The organism is Halarchaeum salinum (assembly GCF_039520965.1).
Lineage (GTDB): Archaea > Halobacteriota > Halobacteria > Halobacteriales > Halobacteriaceae > Halarchaeum > Halarchaeum salinum.
The window spans coordinates 102,654-118,818 of record NZ_BAAABL010000033.1; the positions used below are offsets into that span (position 1 = coordinate 102,654).

The following is a 16,165-nucleotide window of genomic DNA, read 5'->3' on the forward strand; positions in this document are numbered from 1 at the left end:
CACCAAAAGCCCACCGAGGAGTGGAGTTAAGTGCGGACGCGGCGACGTCCCGCACATGATCGACACCGTTGTCGTCGCCACGGACGGGTCGGAGAGCGTCGGTCGCGCGATCGACGCCGCCCTCGACCTCGCCGCCCGCTTCGACGCCGACGTTCACGCCCTCTCCGTCGTGGACACCGCGGCGCTCGATACGACCCCGGACGACCTCCGCGCGGAGATGGCGGACGCACTCGCCGAACGCGCCGAGGACGCCCTCGCGGACGTCTCCGAGCGCGCCGATGGGCCGGTGACTACCGCGGTCCGCGAGGGCCGACCGTCCGACGAGATCCTGTTGTACGTCCGCGAGAGAGACGCAGACGTCGTCGCGACGGGGACGCGCGGCCGCCACGGCGAGAACCGCCTGCTCATCGGCTCGGTTGCCGAGCGCGTCGTCCGGGATTCGCCCGTCCCCGTGTTGACGGTGCGGCGTCTCGAAACCGACGAGGCGGCCGACGCCGACGAGGCCGCCTAACCGCCGGGTTCTTCTCCCTCCCCGCGCTTCTCTCAGTATGAAAGACCGGGTCATCGACGACGATACCCTCTCGCTCGAACGCAAATCCCGTCTCCCGGGGCGGGGCTTTTTCGTCCCGGACGACGTCTCGGAAGCCGAAACGGAGCGCGAGCTACGCGAGCGCCTCGACGGCGCGGACGTGGTCGTGGTAGCAGATCCTGACGCCGACGGCCTCGCCTGCGCCGCGCTCGTCCGTGAGGTCCACGGCGACGCCGCGATCGTCCCCGCCGGCCCGCACAACCTCGAGGAGGGACTCGAACGCACCGCCGAGTACGCCCCCGCGGGCGTCACCGTCTACGTCTGTGACCTCTGTCCCGATGAATACGCGTACGTCCGCGAGGAGCTCGAACGCCTCGTCGCGCACGCGAGCGCCGTCCACTGGTACGACCACCACCAGTGGACCGAGGACGCGGCCGAACAGGTCCGGGCGGCCGGTGTCGACCTCGTCGTCGGCGACTCCGACGAGGAGTGTACCGCTGACGTCGCCGTGCGCTCCCTCGATGCCGATCTCCCCCGTCACCTCGTCGAACTCGCGGCCGTCACCCGCGATCACGACCTCTGGATCAAGGAGGACCCGCGCAGCGACGACCTCTCCGACTACTCGCACCGCGCGGACGACGAGGAGTACGTCGAGACGGTCCGCGAACACGGTCCCGACCTTCCCGCCGAAGTTCTCGAGTTCCTCGAAACCGAGCGCGTCGAGAAGCGCGAGCTAATCGATAAGGCCCTCTCGCGCGCCGAGCTCCGCGAGGTCTACGTCGCCGATGAACCCGTGACGGTCGGCGTCACCTACGGCCGGTGTTCACAAAACGAGGTCGCCGACGCGCTGCGCGAGCAGGGCGCGGCTGCCGCCGTCATCGTCAAGCCCGCGGGCTCGGCCTCCATCCGCGGGAGCGAGGAGTTCGAGCGCTGCCACGAGGTCGCCCGGCAGGTCAACGGCGGCGGCCACCCGCAGGCCGCCGGCTGCAAGCCCGACATCTACGACGACATGCTCGACTACGCGAACCACTGGACGACCGGCGGCGCTGTCGCCACTCAAGTCATCCTCAACGCCTTCCGCACGCTCCCCGACGAACCCGCGGAGAGCGCCGACGAATAGGACGCGTAGCGCGCTACTCGCGTCGCTCCCCGTTCGTCTTGCCACGGAGCCTACGGCTCCGCGTTACTCACACAGCCAGCGTTCCGAGTAGCTTGCCCCACACTCGCAGTGTGCGTAGGCGTGGACGACCGCGCCCTCGGCGTAGAGCCCGCCGACCTCTTCGTTTTGCGCTTCGGTGAACGCGAAGACGAACGCGACGTCGTGGTCCTCGCCGTCGCCGGCCTCGGGACAGTCGCCCCCCGCGAGGTCGCGATCGACGTGGCCGTCCGCACCCATCGCCTCCTGGGCGAACTCCATCGCGGCCATGCCCGTCGTCTTCTGGAAGACGCTCCGGCCGCGATCGCCATCGACGACGAGCACGACGCCGTCATCGTGCGCGACGGCGTCGTCGCGATCCGCGAGGCTCGCGACGTTGTCGACGACGTCCTCGGTGAGGTAGAGCGCGACGTCCTCGTGGCGTTCGCCGGCGAGGAACTCGGTGTACCTATCGGTCATACCCCTTCTACCCGCTCGTGCAAGAAAAACGGCGTGCGTTCGCCTCGAAGTCCGCACTCACTCGCGGGCTTGGAGCCCGCTTGCGTGCTCGGTCGTCCGACGGCGACCTTACACGAAATCGAGGAGAAAGCGCACGACGGTAGTCGTGGGAGGCTATCATGAGCGCTCTTCGCGCCCGTTCCCCTCCTCCGCTACTCGACGCCTTCGCCCTGGTAGCTCCCGTCGTACTCGCCAACGTGCTCGGCGTCGGCGAGGACGAACTGCGCGAAGCGCGCGCCGCGCTCGATCTCGATTGAGTGGCCGACTTCGAGGAGCCCCTCGCCCTTGCCCTCGTAGCCGGCGTCCCAGACGGCGGTGTGGAGCATGCAGGAGTTGCGCATCAGACTGGAGCGCGGATAGACGTAGCCGACGTGGCCCTCGGGAACGCGGACGGTCTCGGCGTACCCGGCAACGTAGTAGCCGGGGTCGAGCTCGTAGAGCTCGCGGCCGTCGCGTTCGACCGTCGCGACCTTCCCTCGCGCGCCGATGGTCTTGCCGTCGGTCGTGATGCGTCCGGGATCGCGCTGTGCCTCAACGTGCGCGAGGGTGAGGTCGACGCCGTTCGGCTGGACCTGTTCGTCGTCGACGTCGCCGAGCGCATCGGCGACGTACGCACCGCTTTCGAACATGTCGTTCTCTGTCGAGGGGCGGAGTAACTGTCTGTCGATTTCGCTCGTGCGCCTCTGTCACGAAATTCTACGAAGAACGCGTCTCGCGTCCGCTCGTCGCCGTTCTCCCCATCGGTCGTACACACGCTAATCACGGTCGGACGCCGCGTTTCTCGGGCGTCTACGGGATGCACAAACACGCGGGATTTATAGTCGTCGGCTTCCGACTTTCGGGTGCTATGGGACAAACGCTGACGGAGAAAATCCTCGACGACCACCTTGTCGAAGGGGAACTCGAGACCGGCGAGGAGATCGGGATCGAGATCGACCAGGTCCTCACGCAGGACACCACGGGCACGATGGTTTGGCTCCAGTTCGAAGCGCTCGAACTCGACGAAGTCCAGACCGAGCTCGCCGCGCAGTACTGTGACCACCAGACCTACCAGTTCGACTTCAAGAACACGGACGACCACCGCTTCCTCCGGTCGGCCGCGGGCACCTATGGGGCGTACTTCTCCCGGCCCGGCAACGGCATCTGCCACCAGGTCCACAAGGAGAACTTCGCCGCGCCCGGCAAGACCCTCCTCGGGTCCGACAGCCACACGCCGACCCCCGGTGGGCTCGGCGAGCTCGCGATCGGTGCGGGTGGCCTCGACATCGCCGTCGCGATGGGCGGCGGCCCCTACTACGTCGAGGTGCCGGAAGTCGTCAACGTCCAGCTCGAGGGCGAGCTCCCCGAGTGGGCGACCGCGAAGGACATCGCACTCGAGATGCTGCGTCGCCTCTCCGTGAAGGGCGGCGTCGGCAAGATCTTCGAGTACACGGGCGAGGGCGCGGAGTCCCTCACCATCCCCGAGCGCACCACCATCACGAACCTCGGTACCGAGCTGGGTGCGACGTCCTCCATCTTCGGGACGGACGAGAAGACGAAGGACTGGCTCTCCCGCATCGGCCGCGAGGACGAGTACGTCGAGCTCCAGCCCGACGAGGACGCGGAGTACGCGGACACGGTCTCCATCGACCTCTCCGACCTCGAACCGCTCATCGCGCAGCCCTCCATGCCCGACAACGTCGTTCCGGTCCGCGAGGTCGCGGGCGAGGACGTCGAGCAGGTCATGGTCGGCTCCTGTACGAACGGCTCCTACGAGGACATCCTCCCGGCCGCGAAGATGGTCGAGGGCCGCGAGGTCGCAAAGCACACCGAGCTCATCGTCGCGCCCGGCTCCAAGCAGGCCTCCGAGATGCTCGCCCGCGAGGGCTGGACGGCCGAGATGATGGCCGCCGGCGTCAACTTCAGCGAGGCGACCTGTGGTGCGTGTATCGGGATCGGTCACGTGCCCGCCTCGGACTCCGTCAGCCTGCGGACGTTCAACCGCAACTTCGAGGGTCGTTCCGGTATCGAGGACGACTCCGTCTATCTCTGCTCCCCCGAGGTCGCGGCGGCCGCCGCGATCAAGGGCGAAATCGTCGATCCGCGCGACCTCGCGGATGAACTCGGCGACCTCGAGGCACCCGGCCTCGAGATGGGCGAGACGTACAGCCCCGGCATGGGCCAGGACGACCCCGACATCATCGCGCCCGACGAGGCCATCGACGACGACCTCATCAAGGGCCCGAACATCGGCGATGTCCCGCTGAAGGACCCGCTCGACGCGCACCTCGAAGGTGAAGCCCTCCTGAAGATGGAGGACAACATCACCACGGACCACATCATCCCGGCGACGTCGGACATCCTGAAGTTCCGCTCCAACGTCCCGAAGCTCTCCGAGTTCACGCTCTCGCGCGTCGACGACACGTTCGCCGAGCGCGCGAAGCAGTCCGACGGCGGCTTCCTGGTCGCCGGCGAGAACTACGGGCAGGGCTCCTCGCGTGAACACGCGGCCCTCTGTCCGATGTACCTCGGTATCGAGGGCGTGCTCGCGCAGTCCTTCGCCCGCATCCACAAGGCGAACCTGTTCAACTTCGGCCTCCTCCCGCTCACCATCGACGAGGAGACGTACGCGAAGATCGACCAGGGTGACGACGTCGAGATCGTCGACGACGTCGAGGAAGCCGTCAAGTCCGGCCAGGAGGAGTTCACGGTCCGCGTGAACGACGACTGGGAGGCGACCGGCTACCTCGATGCGTCCGAGCGCGAGCGTCGTATTCTCGCCGCCGGTGGCAAACTCTCGCTGACGAAGCAGCAGTACGGCGAGGGTGACAGCGGCGCGACGCCCGCGGACGACTAACGCCTTCGGTTCTCTCTTCTCCGCTTCTTTCGTACGCCGTGCAGCGACCGCGCCGCCGCGGGCCATAGACTACATAGTCCCTCGTCCGATAGTCTTCGACGTGAGGTCGGCCGCCAACCGCGTCGAGCACGATGGTGTCCGCCAGGCGAGGCGGGAGGACCTCCTCGACGTCTTTCGGATCGAAAAGGAGTCCTTCGAACAGCCGTGGCCGTTCTCGGCGTTCGAGGGCCATCTCGGGGATCCGGGGTTCCTCGTCGCGGACGATCCCCGTGACGGCGTCGTGGGCTACGTGGTCGCCGATACGATCCCGAATCACGGACGCCCGCTCGGCCATGTGAAGGACGTCGCAGTCCACCCGGACGTACGGGGGGAAGGGCTCGGCCGTACCCTTGTTTCCCGCGGACTCGGCGTGCTCCGGACACAGGGGGTCCAGAGCGCGAAACTCGAAGTTCGGCGCTCGAACGACGCCGCGATCTCCCTCTACCGGGAGTTCGACTTCGAGTACCTTCGGACGCTGCCCCGGTACTACTCCGACGGCGAGGACGCGTTCGTGATGGTCGCGCGCCTCTAAGTGATCGCCGCGGATTTTTGCCGTCGTGTCCCGTTCGTGGACGCATGGGCTATGCCTGTCCGGTCTGTGACGAGCACGTCCCCGACGCCGAGCATCTCGCCGATCACCTCGCGTTCGCCGCGGTCACGGGCGACGACGCCCACGAGTCGTGGCTCGACGAGCACGCGCCGGGGTGGGAGGAAGGCGGCACCGAGGACCTCGCACCGCGCGTCACCGGCCACGCTGAAACGGTCGATTTCGAGGTCGACACGCATCCCGCTGAGGGCCACGCCCACGACCACGGGGATCGCGGCGGTGCCGGCGCGGGCGGCGAGGCGCTCGATGCCGAGGCACAGCGCATTCTGCAGGAGGCCGCGGAGATGACCCGGGAGATGACGGGCGGTCCGAGCGAGAGCGACGGACCGCCGGACGGGCGAGCGGGGAGTGAAACGACCCGCGAGCAGGCGGGCGACGACCAGCAGGAGTCGCCGGACGAGTCGGAGTCGCCGGGACCCGAAGGCGAAACCGAGTAGGGTCCGTCGTCCGTGTCTCCAGTATGGAGGAACGCGGATTTCTGGCCCCGGAGACGGAGACGGTGGCGAGCGAGCAGTATCGCGAACTCGGCTCGGCCGCACAGACGGTGAGCCGCGAGACGGCGAAGGCGATGGGATTCGACCGCGAGGAGTACCGCGAGCGCGTCACGAGCGACGTCGTGGAGACGGCGCGCGACGCGCTGTTCGCGTCGCTCCTCGTCGTTTCGGTCGGCACCTATGAGGAGTTCGAGACCTTCCGCGAGACCCACCCCGACCTCGACGTCCGGGAGAACGGGAGCGACAATGTCGATCACGCCGTCTGGCACGTCGTCCCGTTCGCGGACACGGTGGTCGTGGCGACGTACCAGAACGAACCGGACGCAGCCGTCGCGACCCTGCGGCGGATCGTCCACGGCCGTTTCTACAGCGACGTCGTCTAGGTCCGTTTCGGTGGCACGAGGACGCGAACGTCGCTTGAGCGTGTGACATGCCGGATTCCTCACGGCTTTGTGCTGGCCCGATCTCGCAGGCGTATGAACTGGACGGCCGACCCGTGGCCCGTCGTCGAGCGCGTGACCGAGTACGAGACCGGCTGGTACACCGGCGGCTACGACCGTGTGACGCAACCGAACGGCACCGAGAAGGACTACTACTGGGCCGCTCTCCCGGCCGCCGTCGTCGTCCTCGCGATCGACGGCGACGACGTCGTGTTCGTCGAGCAGTACCGCCCGGTCATCCGCGAACACTGCCTCGAACTCGTCGCCGGGATCGTCGAGGACGGTGAAGGGTATGAGGCGGCCGCGCGCCGCGAACTCCGCGAGGAAGCCGGCCTCCTCGCCGACGACGTCACGCTCCTCGAAACATTTGCGTGCAGTACCGGCGTCCTGCGCCACGAGCGCGGTATCGTCGTCGCTGACGGCCTCACGGAGACTGAACGGGACCTCGACGACAACGAGTTCCTCACGGTGACGCGCGTTCCCGCCGACGAGGCGCTCGCCCGCGCCCGCGAGCAGCCGGCGAACGACGCCACCATCGAGGGCGTTCTCCTCGCGCGTGCGGACGGCTATCTTGACTGACCGCGGCGCTTATCCGAACCGACGGCCACCGTCGGGGTATGGACGGCGAGATTACGCCCGACGAGGTCGCGACGCTCATCGCGGACGACGCGGACGTCCGGATCGTCGACATCCGCCCCGAGGGCGCGTACGTACAGGGGCACATTCCCGGGAGCGAGAACGTACCTTTCACCGCGCTCACGCGCTCTGTCGAGCGCTTCGAGGGAGCCGAACACGTCGTCACCGTCTGCCCGCACGGCCAGTCGAGTGTGCAGGCCGCGAACCTCATCGCGTCCTACGAGGGCGTCGACGCCGACGCCACCGTGCAGAGCATGGCCGGCGGCCTTGTTGCGTGGGACGGCGATCTCGAAACGGCCGATACGGGATGCCGAGAAGCCGATGAGGGTCCCGAAGCGCCGTTCTGAGCGATTACGTCGCGTGTTCGTCTCTCGTCTTCGGAGCCGCCGCTACGCAGCGTGAAAACCTGAGAAGGGGCAGGAAGCGGGATGGAGCGGTAACACGGCCCCGATACCCACTTGCGCCGTCGGGCGCAAGGCCAAGCGCCGACCGGAGGGAGGCGCGCAGCGCTTTTTGCGGCGAGATGCGGAGCGTCTCGCTTCATAGGCAGAAATCTTCGATTTCTGGCGATGGCCGAGCTTTTTGCCAGCGCGCCGGAGGCGAGCGCAGCAAAAGGTTCTCAGGCGACGTTGAAACCCTTGTTCCGGAGGAAGTCCTCGATACGACCCGAGTGGTTTCCTTGGAGTTCGATCTCGCCGTTCTCGACCGTGCCACCGCACGCGAACTTCGACTTGAGGTCCGAGGAGAGGCTGTCGAGATCGACGTCCTTCGGGTCGAGCCCTTCGACGACGGTCACTTCCTTCCCGTAGCGGCGCTCGTCGATGCGGATCGTGATCTGCTGGGACTCCTTGGCGACGTCCTCGCAGACGCAGAGTTCATCGGGCAATCCGCACGTCGAGCATACGTCCGACATTACGTCTAACGGTTGGGTGCCGGGCTACAAAATACTGTCGCCAGACGCCACGAACGGGCTACGGGCGGGCGTTTTCGTCGCGAACCGCCCGTAGCGCCCGGCGGGCGTCGGCGGCGTCGGTGGTGTCGACCTCGTTTCGGTAGCGTGCGCGCTCGTGGATGCTCGCGAGGCGACGTGCGGGTTCCGGTGCGTCGATCGCGTCGAGATACGCGCGGACGGTCTCGCCCGATTCGCGCGGTCGATGGCGGCGAGCGAGCACGTACAACAGCCGGTCGTGTGCGCCTGCGACGACCCGCTCCGGGTCACCGTCGGGGAGCCACCGAACCCAAAGCGCCCGATAGCCGCGCTCGAAGAGCCCGAGACGGCGGCCAACGGCGATCACCCCGACCGCGACGACAGTCCAGAGCAGAAGGGGTCGGGGGTCGGGGAGTGTCGGCCCGCTCGCCCCGCTCGTCCCGCCGACCGTCGTTATCGGCGTCGCGTTCGCTGTGGCTGTCGTCGTGGTGGTGGCTGTCGTCGTGGTGGTGGCTGTCGTCGATGTGGCTGCGGTCGTACTGGATGTCGACGTGGTCGAGTCGCTACTTGCCCCCGTCGTGCCACTGGCTCCGTCGGACGTGTTCGCGAGCGCGGCCTGTTCGGCCTCGACTCGCTCGCTCGCGGGCGTCGGATCGAAGCGGACCCAGCCCGCCTCGGGGTCGTAGACCTCGACCCAGGCGTGCGAGTCGACGCCGCGGACGGTCCACGTCCCGAGGCTGGTTCGCTCGCCCCGTGTGTACCCGGTGACGAAGCGCGCCGGAACGCCCTCCGAGCGAAGCATGACGACCATCGCGCTCGCGTAGTGGACGCAGTAGCCGGTCTCGGTGTCGAGGAGGAACGATCGCACGAGGTGGTCGTTCGCCGCCGGGGCGGCGAGCGAGTAGTTCTTCGTCGTCTCCAGCCAGCGCTCGATCGCTCGGGCCTTCTCGGAGGGTGTCGTTGCGTCGGCGGTCACGTTGTCGGCGAGCGCGGCGACCCGCGCACCGGTCGTATCCGGCACTTGGAGGTAGCGCTGCTCGATCGTTGCCGGGTAATCCGTTCCGTCGCTACGGAGCGCGCGCTGACCGGCACGCAACCGCTCGCTGATGACGCGATAGCTCTCGTTCGCGGTCAGGACGTCCGTCGGGACGGGTGTTCCGCCGCTCGTCACGCGATAGTCGACCCCCTCGACGGCGACCGGTTCAGCGATCGCCGGCATCGCTGAGAGCGGTCGCTTCGCGGTGACGGTCTGCGTGATGCGCTCGCTCGCTCCCTCGGGTCGTGCGAGCGTTCCGCCCTCGCCGGTGCGGACCCATCCGCTCCCCGTGTAGCGATCGTAGGTAGCGACGCGCCAGTAGCCGGGGCGATCGGCCTCGACGACGAACTGGACGTCCGACGAGAGGTCGATCGCCCCACCGAGCCCGATGCGCTCCTCTGCGCTGGTCAGGCTCGTCGTCGGCGCGGTGTCGGCCGCGCTGAACGTCACCCCGCTGCCGCCCGGCGCGACGGTCACGACGACCGGCGCGACGGCCATGAGCGCGAGGGCGACGCCGAGCGTCTCCACCTGCCGGCGGGTCGCGCCGTGGGCGTCGAGCGTGCCGAGGCCGACCGCACCCGCGGCGGCGAGCGCGCCGACGAGCGTCGCAGTACCGGTGCTGTCGCCGGTGAGCACGAAGAACCCGAGCGCGAGACCGGCGACGCCGACGGCGGGGGCGTACCGCTCTCGGAGCGCGAAATACCATGTGAGGAACGCGGGTGCGGGGACCATCGCGAGCGCCCAGACGAGGACGTTCACCATCCGCAACACCGAGTAGCCGGTGAGGAGCGCGACGGCGTCGTCGACGACCCCCGCGAGGGTGAGCGAACGCGCGTAGCTCTCGGGTGCCGTGACGACGTACGCACCCAATCCGACACCGAGGAGGGCGACACCGACGGCGAGCGCGTACCGCGGTCGGACGGCCTGCGCGAGCGCGGCGAGGCACAGCGATCCCACGAGGACGACCCAGAAGACCCGGAGGTCGCCGACGACGTCGACGACGTGGTAGAGGACGGCGAGCGACGACGCCGAGAGCACGGCGGTACAGGCGAGCGCGCCGATACGTGCCGGCGTCAGTCGCCCGAGGGCGGGGATGTGTCGCGTCACGCTCGCCCCTCTCGGAGAACGGTCTCCGCCGGTCGTGCCTCGCCGTCGACGTCAATCGTCACGCCGTCGCCGTTGGCACGGACGACGACGCGTGCGCCCTCTCGATCGCTATCGGCGAGGACCGATTGGTCGATCTCAGCGAGCAGTTCGAGGGCGCGCCGTCGCGTCCTCGCGTCACTTGCGGGTGCGAGCGATTCGTTCGCCGTCCGCACTCCGACGGCGACGCCGGCGTCGAGACAGGCGACGACGATACTCGCCGCGGCGACAGCGGCTCGATCGGCGTCCCCGCCCTCGCGGACGTCGACGGCGACGACCACGCGCGCGTCGGCTCCGTCGCCGGCGTAGGTCGTCACGAGGTACTCGTCCGGGCGTTTCGCCGAGGCCTTCCAGTTCACGTCGCGCAGCGGGTCGCCCCGAACGTATTCGCGGATGCCGTCGAACTCGCTGCGGCCGCCGGCAGCCCCGACCGCCGCAGCAAGCGCGCGTGGCGGCACCGCGAGCGGGACGACGCTCGGATAGACGACGACCTCGTCGCGCGTCCCCCCGGTGAACGTTCGTCGCCACAGGCCGAACGGATCGCTCGCGACGACCGTCGCCGGGCCGACGGCGCGCCGGCCACGCTCGCGGAGCGTGACGTCGTACTCTTTCGCTCGCCCGTCGGCGACGCTTCTGATCGTCCCGTCCCCGTCGAGTCCCGGACCGAGCGCGTCACGAACGGTGACGATCGCGCCGTCACCCTCGACGGCGAGCGAGATCCGCCGCTCGTCGCCGGGAAACCCATCCGCCGGCGGGTCGCGGACGACGCGCGGTGTCTCGACCCGCACGACGAGGAGGGCGGAGAGGACGAACGCGAGGCCTACGGGGACGACGACGGCGTTCAGCGAGCGCGCCCCGAACAACCGCGCGCTCGCGAACCCGGCGACGGCGACGAGCGCGACGACGACGCCACGGCCGGTGGGTCGCATCACGTCGCTTCGGGATCGACGCTATCGAGCGCGCGCTCGACGATGCGCGTTGCGTCCTCACCGCCGAGCTCGGCCCCGGTGTCGGCACGTATTCGGTGGGCGAGGACGCTCGGGGCCTCTCGCTTCACGTCGTCGGGGACGACGTAGTCGCGTCCGTCGAGGACGGCCCGCGCCTGCGCGCAGCGGAGGAGCGCGATGCCACCACGCGGGCTGACACCGAGTGCGGCGTGCTCGCGCGTCCACCCGACGAGTCGCGCGACGTATCGACGAACCGGTTCGGCGGTGTCGACGCGCGCCGTCGTCTCGCGCGCCCGTCGAAGCGCCGTGACATCGGTGACCGGTTCGACATCCTCGACGGGGTGGTGACCGACGACGCGCCCGAGCACCTCGATCTCCTCCTCGATGTCGGGGTAGCCGAGTGTACACTTCTTCGCGAACCGGTCGACTTCCGCCGCCGGGAGGTCGTACACGCGGTCGCGCTCGACGGCGTTCTGCGTCGCGACGACGAAGAACGGGTCGGGGAGCGTGTGTGTCTCGCCGTCGACCGTCACCTGTCCCTCCTCCATCGCCTCGAGGAGCGCGCTCTGGGTCTTCGGTGGCGCGCGGTTGATCTCGTCGCCGAGGACGACGTTCCCGAACACCGGCCCGGGCTGGAAGTCGAATCCGCCCGCGGCCTCATCGAGCACGTTCGTCCCGGTGACGTCGCTCGGCAGCAGGTCCGGCGTGAACTGGAGGCGGGAGAACGTCCCATTGATCGAGCCCGCGAGCGCCCGCGCGAGCATCGTCTTCCCGACACCGGGGACGTCTTCGAGGAGGAGGTGGCCGCGTGCGAGGAGCACGACGAGTGCGTCCTCGACGACGTCCGCCTTCCCGACGACGACGCGTCCGACGTTCTCGGTAACGCGCTCGACGAGTGCCCGCGCCTCCTCGACCGGGAGCGGGTCGACGCCGCCGCTCACGTCGTCCCTCGCGGGTGCGACCCGATCGGCTGTCACGGGCGTTCACCCCTGACTCCGCTCGTTTCGCTGTGTGTCTTCTGCCTTCTTCCACCATCGCGGCCCGGATTTCCGGTTCCCGCTGACGCCGGTTCACCAGTCCGTGCAGTCCGCACAGCACCACCCCCGTTCGGTCCGCCAGCGCGTTTTCGCGGCCGTTCCGCAGGCCTCGCACGCCTCCGTTCCGGGTGCCACCCGGCAGACGACGCCGACGTCGGTTTCGCTCACACCCCACCGTAGGGGGAGTGAGCGGATAATTCCTCACCCCGAAACGCGCCGGGTGGCGGCCCGCCCGTCCGGATCGACGGCCCGTCAGCGGTGGACGAGCGGACCACTAGGAGCTAAGGGGCCCGCCGACGTCAGCCGCGGTATGGCAAGCTCCATCGTCTTCGCCGACATCCTCCTCGGTGCGTTCGGTATCATCCCCGCGCTCCTCGTCGTGTGCAGCATCGCCCTGTTCGTCGTCATCGGCGTCGCCTCCGTCTACTTCGGCGGCGGCGCGATCGCCGACCTCGTCGGCGGCGCGGACACCGGCTACGTCGACGGACAGCCGCGTTAACGCGACGACGCCCCGCCCGATCGTCCTACGCTTCTTCGTAGCTCCACTCGCGCAGTGCCTGCCGGACGAAGTCGCTCTCAAGATCGCGATAGAGGTTCTCGCTCCCCTCGTGGTCGCCAAACGTCCAGTCCCGGACGACGACGACCGGCGTCCCGTCGTCACCCTCGCCGGAGACGAGGTTCGCCGTCGCGGCGAGCTCGTCGACGACCGACTCGACGGTGACTTCGAGCTCGTGGCCGTCGCGATCGGTTTCGCCCCGCCAGTCGCGCGACGCCGGCATCCCCGCCCAACCGATCGCGACGCCCGCCTGCCCGTGGCGGAACGGTCGGCCGGAGGTGTCCGTGACGACAACCGGAACGTCCACGGAGAGCGCCTCGCGGATCCGCTCGGCCGACTCGCTCGGCCGTTTCGGGAGGAGGAGCAGCTCCGCCCCGCCCGTGTTCGAGCGGTCGATCCCGGCGTTCACGCCGACGTGCCCGAAGCGCGTCTCCGTCAGGAGGAACGGCTCGTCCATCACGAGATCCGTCGATTCCTCCAGCACCGCCTGCGCGAAGCGCGGGTCGCGCTCGTCGCCGGTCTGCGCCTCGAAGCGCGCCGCGATCTCGCGTGCCCGCGGCCCAGCCGGGTAGTCCGCGAGGGCGGCCGTCCGGCCCTCGACCTTCGAGACGATCGTACTTGCGACGCAGACGACGTCGTCCTCGCGGAGGTCGCACGCCGATTCGATCGCGGTCGCGACGTCGTCGCCCGCCTCGAACTCGGGGAGCCCCGGAACTGCGAACGCTTCCATACCCGTACTTTCGCCGGCGTCGCCAAAGGGACGCCGATCCCGGCTACGGGCGGCCCCCGAACCTAACCGGTCGCCGACCCGACCGTAGTGCATGGAGGAGACCCACGTCGTCACCGCCTTCCTACGCAACGGCACCGACGTCCTGCTCTTCCGCCGGAGCGAGGGCGTCGGCTCCTACGCCGGTCGCTGGGGGGCCGTTGCCGGCCACGCCGAGGGCGACCCCGACGCACAGGCGCGCGTCGAGATCCGCGAAGAGACGGGGATCGATCCAGACGCCGAGGCCACGTTCGTCCGCGCGGGCGAACCGTTCACCGTCACCGACGACGATCGGGGGACGCGTTGGATCGTCCACCCCTCCCTCTTCGACTGCGATACCCGCGACGTGACGCCGAACTACGAGACGGCGGCGTACGAGTGGGTCCCACCGACCGCCATCCGGGAGCGCGAGACGGTGCCAGACCTCTGGACGTCGTACGACCGCGTCCGACCCTCGGTCGCGAGCGTCCGCGACGACGAAACACACGGCTCCGCGTACGTCTCCGTGCGAGCATGCGAGGTTCTGCGTGACGATGCCGCGGCCGGGGCCGACTACGACGCACTCCGCGGGACGGCGCGTGACCTGCTCGCCGCGCGTGAGAGCATGGCCGCCGTCGCGAACCGCGTGAACCGCGTCGTCGCGACCGCCGACACCGCCGACGCGGACGCGATCCTGCGGAGTGCGAGCGCGACGATCGACGCCGCGCTCGCCGCCGACAGCGATGCCGCCGCGGCCGCCGCGGTCGAACTCAGCGACGCGTCGCTCCTGACGCTCTCGCGCTCCGGCACGGCCTTCGACGCGATCGTCGGTGCGGGCCCCGAACGCGTCGTCATCGCGGAGTCCCGAACCGCTCGTGAGGGCGTCGACACCGCGGAGCGACTTGCCGCCGAGGAGTTCGACGTGACGCTCACCACTGATGCCGCCGTGCCGTCGCTCGTCGCGGACGTGAACGCGGTGCTCGTCGGTGCGGACACCGTACTCCGCGACGGGAGCATCGTGAACAAGGTCGGGACGCACGCCGCGGCGCTCGCCGCCGCCGAGGCCAACGTCCCCACCTACGCGGTCTGTGCGCGGGACAAGATCGCGCCCAACGTCGATCCGACAGCCCCCGTGATTGAGGACGCCCCCGCGTCCGATCTCTACGACGGTGACGCGCCGCTCGACGTCGCAAACCCCCGCTTCGACGTCACGCCCGCGTCGCTCCTCACCGGCGTCGTCACCGAAGACGGGGTCCTCGACGTGGAGGCGATCGACGAGGCGGCCGCGGAGCTCCGCTCTCTCCGGAAGTGGCAATAGGCGAACACGACGGCTGCGGCATTCGAGCGGGACGGCCGTCGGATTTCGCGGTTCCCGCCCGAGTCATGCGATCAGTGCATACTCGTCGGTGCGGTCGTGATACGGGATGAACACGCGCTCGCGTCCGGTCGCGTCCCCCGGCGACGCCGTCCCCTCGAAAGGCGTTTAGACTCGCGGCCCCACGGTCCGCGTGGGCGACGGTGACGAGGAGTTACCCCCTCCGAGCCCCTTATGACGAGGCCTTTCTCCCGAGTCGCCCTTCCACAAGACTCAATCGCCAGAGCGTGGTACAGAGCGGCATGCACATCGACCGTCTCGGCGTCCACGAGTCCGTGGGGGCCATCTTTCCGCCGGAGACGCTCGCGGAGCAACTGCGCTCGCTCGACCCCGATGTCACCGTCGTCGGCGACGACGTCTCGGCCGTCGACGCCGTCGCGACGTTTGGCCACGTTGAGGCGTTCCTCGACCTGGAGTGGGTCCACTGCGTCCGCGCGGGGTACGACGACTTCCCCGTAGCTGACTACCGGGACGCGGGCACCGCGCTCACGAACTCCTCGGGCATCCACGGTGCGTCGGTCGGCGAGACGGCGCTCGGGGTGATGCTCTCGCTTGCGCGCCGCCTCCACACCGCCCGCGACGCCCAAGCCGACCGGGAGTGGGCGCAGCCCACGTGGGACGAACCGTTCACACTCATGGACGAGCGCCTCACCGTCGTCGGCCTGGGTGCCGTCGGGCGCGGAATCGCGAGTCGTGCGGACGGTCTCGGAATGCGTGTCGCCGGCGTTCGTCGCACGCCCGCCCGCCCCCCACACGTCCGCGAAGTGTACGCACCCGACGAACTCCACGAGGCCGTCGCGGACGCCCGATTCGTCGCGCTCGCGACGCCGCTCACCGAAGAGACGGCGGGGATGGTCGATGCAGCGGTGTTCGAGGCGATGCGCGAGGACGCCTACCTCGTGAACGTCGCGCGCGGCGGCGTCGTCGAGACGGACGCGCTCGTCGCTGCCGTCGAGGACGGCGTCATCGCGGGCGCGGCCCTCGACGCCTTCGAGACGGAGCCGCTTCCCGCGGCGTCGCCGCTCTGGGACCTCGACGACGTGCTCATTACGCCCCACTCGGGCGCGATGACGCGCGACTACTACCGGGACGTCGCGGCGCTCGTCCGACAGAACGCCCTGCACGCGGCCGCGGACGAGGCACTCGTCAACCGAGTTGTCTGA

Annotated in this window: 19 protein-coding genes; 11 read left to right on the forward strand and 8 right to left on the reverse strand. The window is 69.2% G+C overall.

The genetic code is table 11. The features are described from left to right. The first annotated feature begins 55 nt into the window (after positions 1-55). Together ABDZ36_RS03740 and ABDZ36_RS03745 are read left to right on the forward strand one after the other, a co-directional pair. The gene (locus ABDZ36_RS03740) at positions 56-511 is read left to right on the forward strand and encodes a universal stress protein (RefSeq protein WP_211311600.1); all 456 of its coding nucleotides are present in this window, start codon (positions 56-58) and stop codon (positions 509-511) included. Positions 512-548: 37 nt separating this feature from the next. Further along, on the forward strand, positions 549-1,649 hold the full coding sequence (locus ABDZ36_RS03745; RefSeq protein ID WP_211311599.1) for a DHH family phosphoesterase: 1,101 nt from the start codon (positions 549-551) through the stop codon (positions 1,647-1,649). A gap of 63 nt (positions 1,650-1,712) precedes the next feature. On the opposite strand, the gene ABDZ36_RS03750 is transcribed toward ABDZ36_RS03745, so the two are convergent. Further along, complete coding sequence (locus tag ABDZ36_RS03750; RefSeq protein ID WP_211311598.1) at positions 1,713-2,144, reverse strand: DUF5807 family protein; 432 nt, start codon at positions 2,142-2,144, stop codon at positions 1,713-1,715. A gap of 191 nt (positions 2,145-2,335) precedes the next feature. Continuing rightward, entirely contained in the window at positions 2,336-2,851 is a 516-nt protein-coding gene (locus ABDZ36_RS03755; protein WP_343749213.1) for a deoxyuridine 5'-triphosphate nucleotidohydrolase, read from the reverse strand. 179 nt (positions 2,852-3,030) lie between these two features. Here ABDZ36_RS03755 and ABDZ36_RS03760 point away from each other — a divergent pair, with 179 nt between their 5' ends. The 6 genes from ABDZ36_RS03760 (at position 3,031) to ABDZ36_RS03785 (ending at position 7,582) form a co-directional block, all read left to right on the forward strand. Then, positions 3,031-5,019 (forward strand): aconitate hydratase, encoded by a 1,989-nt coding sequence (locus ABDZ36_RS03760; protein WP_211311596.1) that lies wholly within the window; start codon positions 3,031-3,033, stop codon positions 5,017-5,019. A 100-nt stretch (positions 5,020-5,119) separates the two neighbouring features. Then, entirely contained in the window at positions 5,120-5,590 is a 471-nt protein-coding gene (gene rimI / locus ABDZ36_RS03765; protein ID WP_211311595.1) for a ribosomal protein S18-alanine N-acetyltransferase, read from the forward strand. Between the two features lie 44 nt (positions 5,591-5,634). Then, a complete protein-coding gene (locus ABDZ36_RS03770; RefSeq protein WP_211311594.1) occupies positions 5,635-6,102 on the forward strand; it encodes a DUF5810 domain-containing protein in 468 nt (155 codons plus the stop codon). A gap of 23 nt (positions 6,103-6,125) precedes the next feature. Beyond that, positions 6,126-6,542: a DUF5809 family protein gene (locus tag ABDZ36_RS03775; RefSeq protein ID WP_211311593.1), complete on the forward strand. Its 417-nt coding sequence runs from the start codon at positions 6,126-6,128 to the stop codon at positions 6,540-6,542. A 93-nt stretch (positions 6,543-6,635) separates the two neighbouring features. Beyond that, positions 6,636-7,178, forward strand: a complete 543-nt coding sequence (locus ABDZ36_RS03780; RefSeq protein ID WP_211311592.1) for an NUDIX hydrolase — start codon at positions 6,636-6,638, stop codon at positions 7,176-7,178. Positions 7,179-7,216: 38 nt separating this feature from the next. Beyond that, a complete protein-coding gene (locus ABDZ36_RS03785) occupies positions 7,217-7,582 on the forward strand; it encodes a rhodanese-like domain-containing protein (protein ID WP_211311591.1) in 366 nt (121 codons plus the stop codon). 272 nt (positions 7,583-7,854) lie between these two features. Here the strand turns inward: ABDZ36_RS03785 and yciH are convergent, their stop codons facing one another. From yciH to ABDZ36_RS03810, 5 genes are all read right to left on the reverse strand, one after another. Next, the gene (yciH, locus tag ABDZ36_RS03790) at positions 7,855-8,148 is read right to left on the reverse strand and encodes a stress response translation initiation inhibitor YciH (RefSeq protein WP_044958204.1); all 294 of its coding nucleotides are present in this window, start codon (positions 8,146-8,148) and stop codon (positions 7,855-7,857) included. A gap of 58 nt (positions 8,149-8,206) precedes the next feature. Beyond that, positions 8,207-10,306: a transglutaminase TgpA family protein gene (locus ABDZ36_RS03795; RefSeq protein WP_211311590.1), complete on the reverse strand. Its 2,100-nt coding sequence runs from the start codon at positions 10,304-10,306 to the stop codon at positions 8,207-8,209. Continuing rightward, entirely contained in the window at positions 10,303-11,271 is a 969-nt protein-coding gene (locus ABDZ36_RS03800; RefSeq protein ID WP_211311589.1) for a DUF58 domain-containing protein, read from the reverse strand. The genes ABDZ36_RS03795 and ABDZ36_RS03800 overlap by 4 nt, the downstream gene beginning before the upstream one ends. Then, positions 11,271-12,266, reverse strand: coding sequence for an AAA family ATPase (locus ABDZ36_RS03805; RefSeq protein ID WP_425545301.1), 996 nt, complete (start codon positions 12,264-12,266; stop codon positions 11,271-11,273). Before ABDZ36_RS03805 ends, ABDZ36_RS03800 begins: the two co-directional genes overlap by 1 nt. Positions 12,267-12,359: 93 nt before the next feature. Next, entirely contained in the window at positions 12,360-12,494 is a 135-nt protein-coding gene (locus ABDZ36_RS03810; protein WP_343749207.1) for a hypothetical protein, read from the reverse strand. 142 nt (positions 12,495-12,636) lie between these two features. On the opposite strand from ABDZ36_RS03810, the gene ABDZ36_RS03815 reads away from it, so the two are divergent. After that, positions 12,637-12,825, forward strand: a complete 189-nt coding sequence (locus ABDZ36_RS03815) for a hypothetical protein (RefSeq protein WP_211311588.1) — start codon at positions 12,637-12,639, stop codon at positions 12,823-12,825. 25 nt (positions 12,826-12,850) lie between these two features. On the opposite strand, the gene ABDZ36_RS03820 is transcribed toward ABDZ36_RS03815, so the two are convergent. Continuing rightward, positions 12,851-13,612, reverse strand: a complete 762-nt coding sequence (locus tag ABDZ36_RS03820) for a coenzyme F420-0:L-glutamate ligase (RefSeq protein WP_211311587.1) — start codon at positions 13,610-13,612, stop codon at positions 12,851-12,853. Positions 13,613-13,703: 91 nt separating this feature from the next. Here ABDZ36_RS03820 and ABDZ36_RS03825 point away from each other — a divergent pair, with 91 nt between their 5' ends. After that, positions 13,704-14,945, forward strand: coding sequence for an eIF2B alpha/beta/delta subunit family protein (locus ABDZ36_RS03825; RefSeq protein ID WP_211311586.1), 1,242 nt, complete (start codon positions 13,704-13,706; stop codon positions 14,943-14,945). Between the two features lie 299 nt (positions 14,946-15,244). Then, on the forward strand, positions 15,245-16,165 hold the full coding sequence (ddh, locus tag ABDZ36_RS03830) for a D-2-hydroxyacid dehydrogenase (RefSeq protein ID WP_211311585.1): 921 nt from the start codon (positions 15,245-15,247) through the stop codon (positions 16,163-16,165).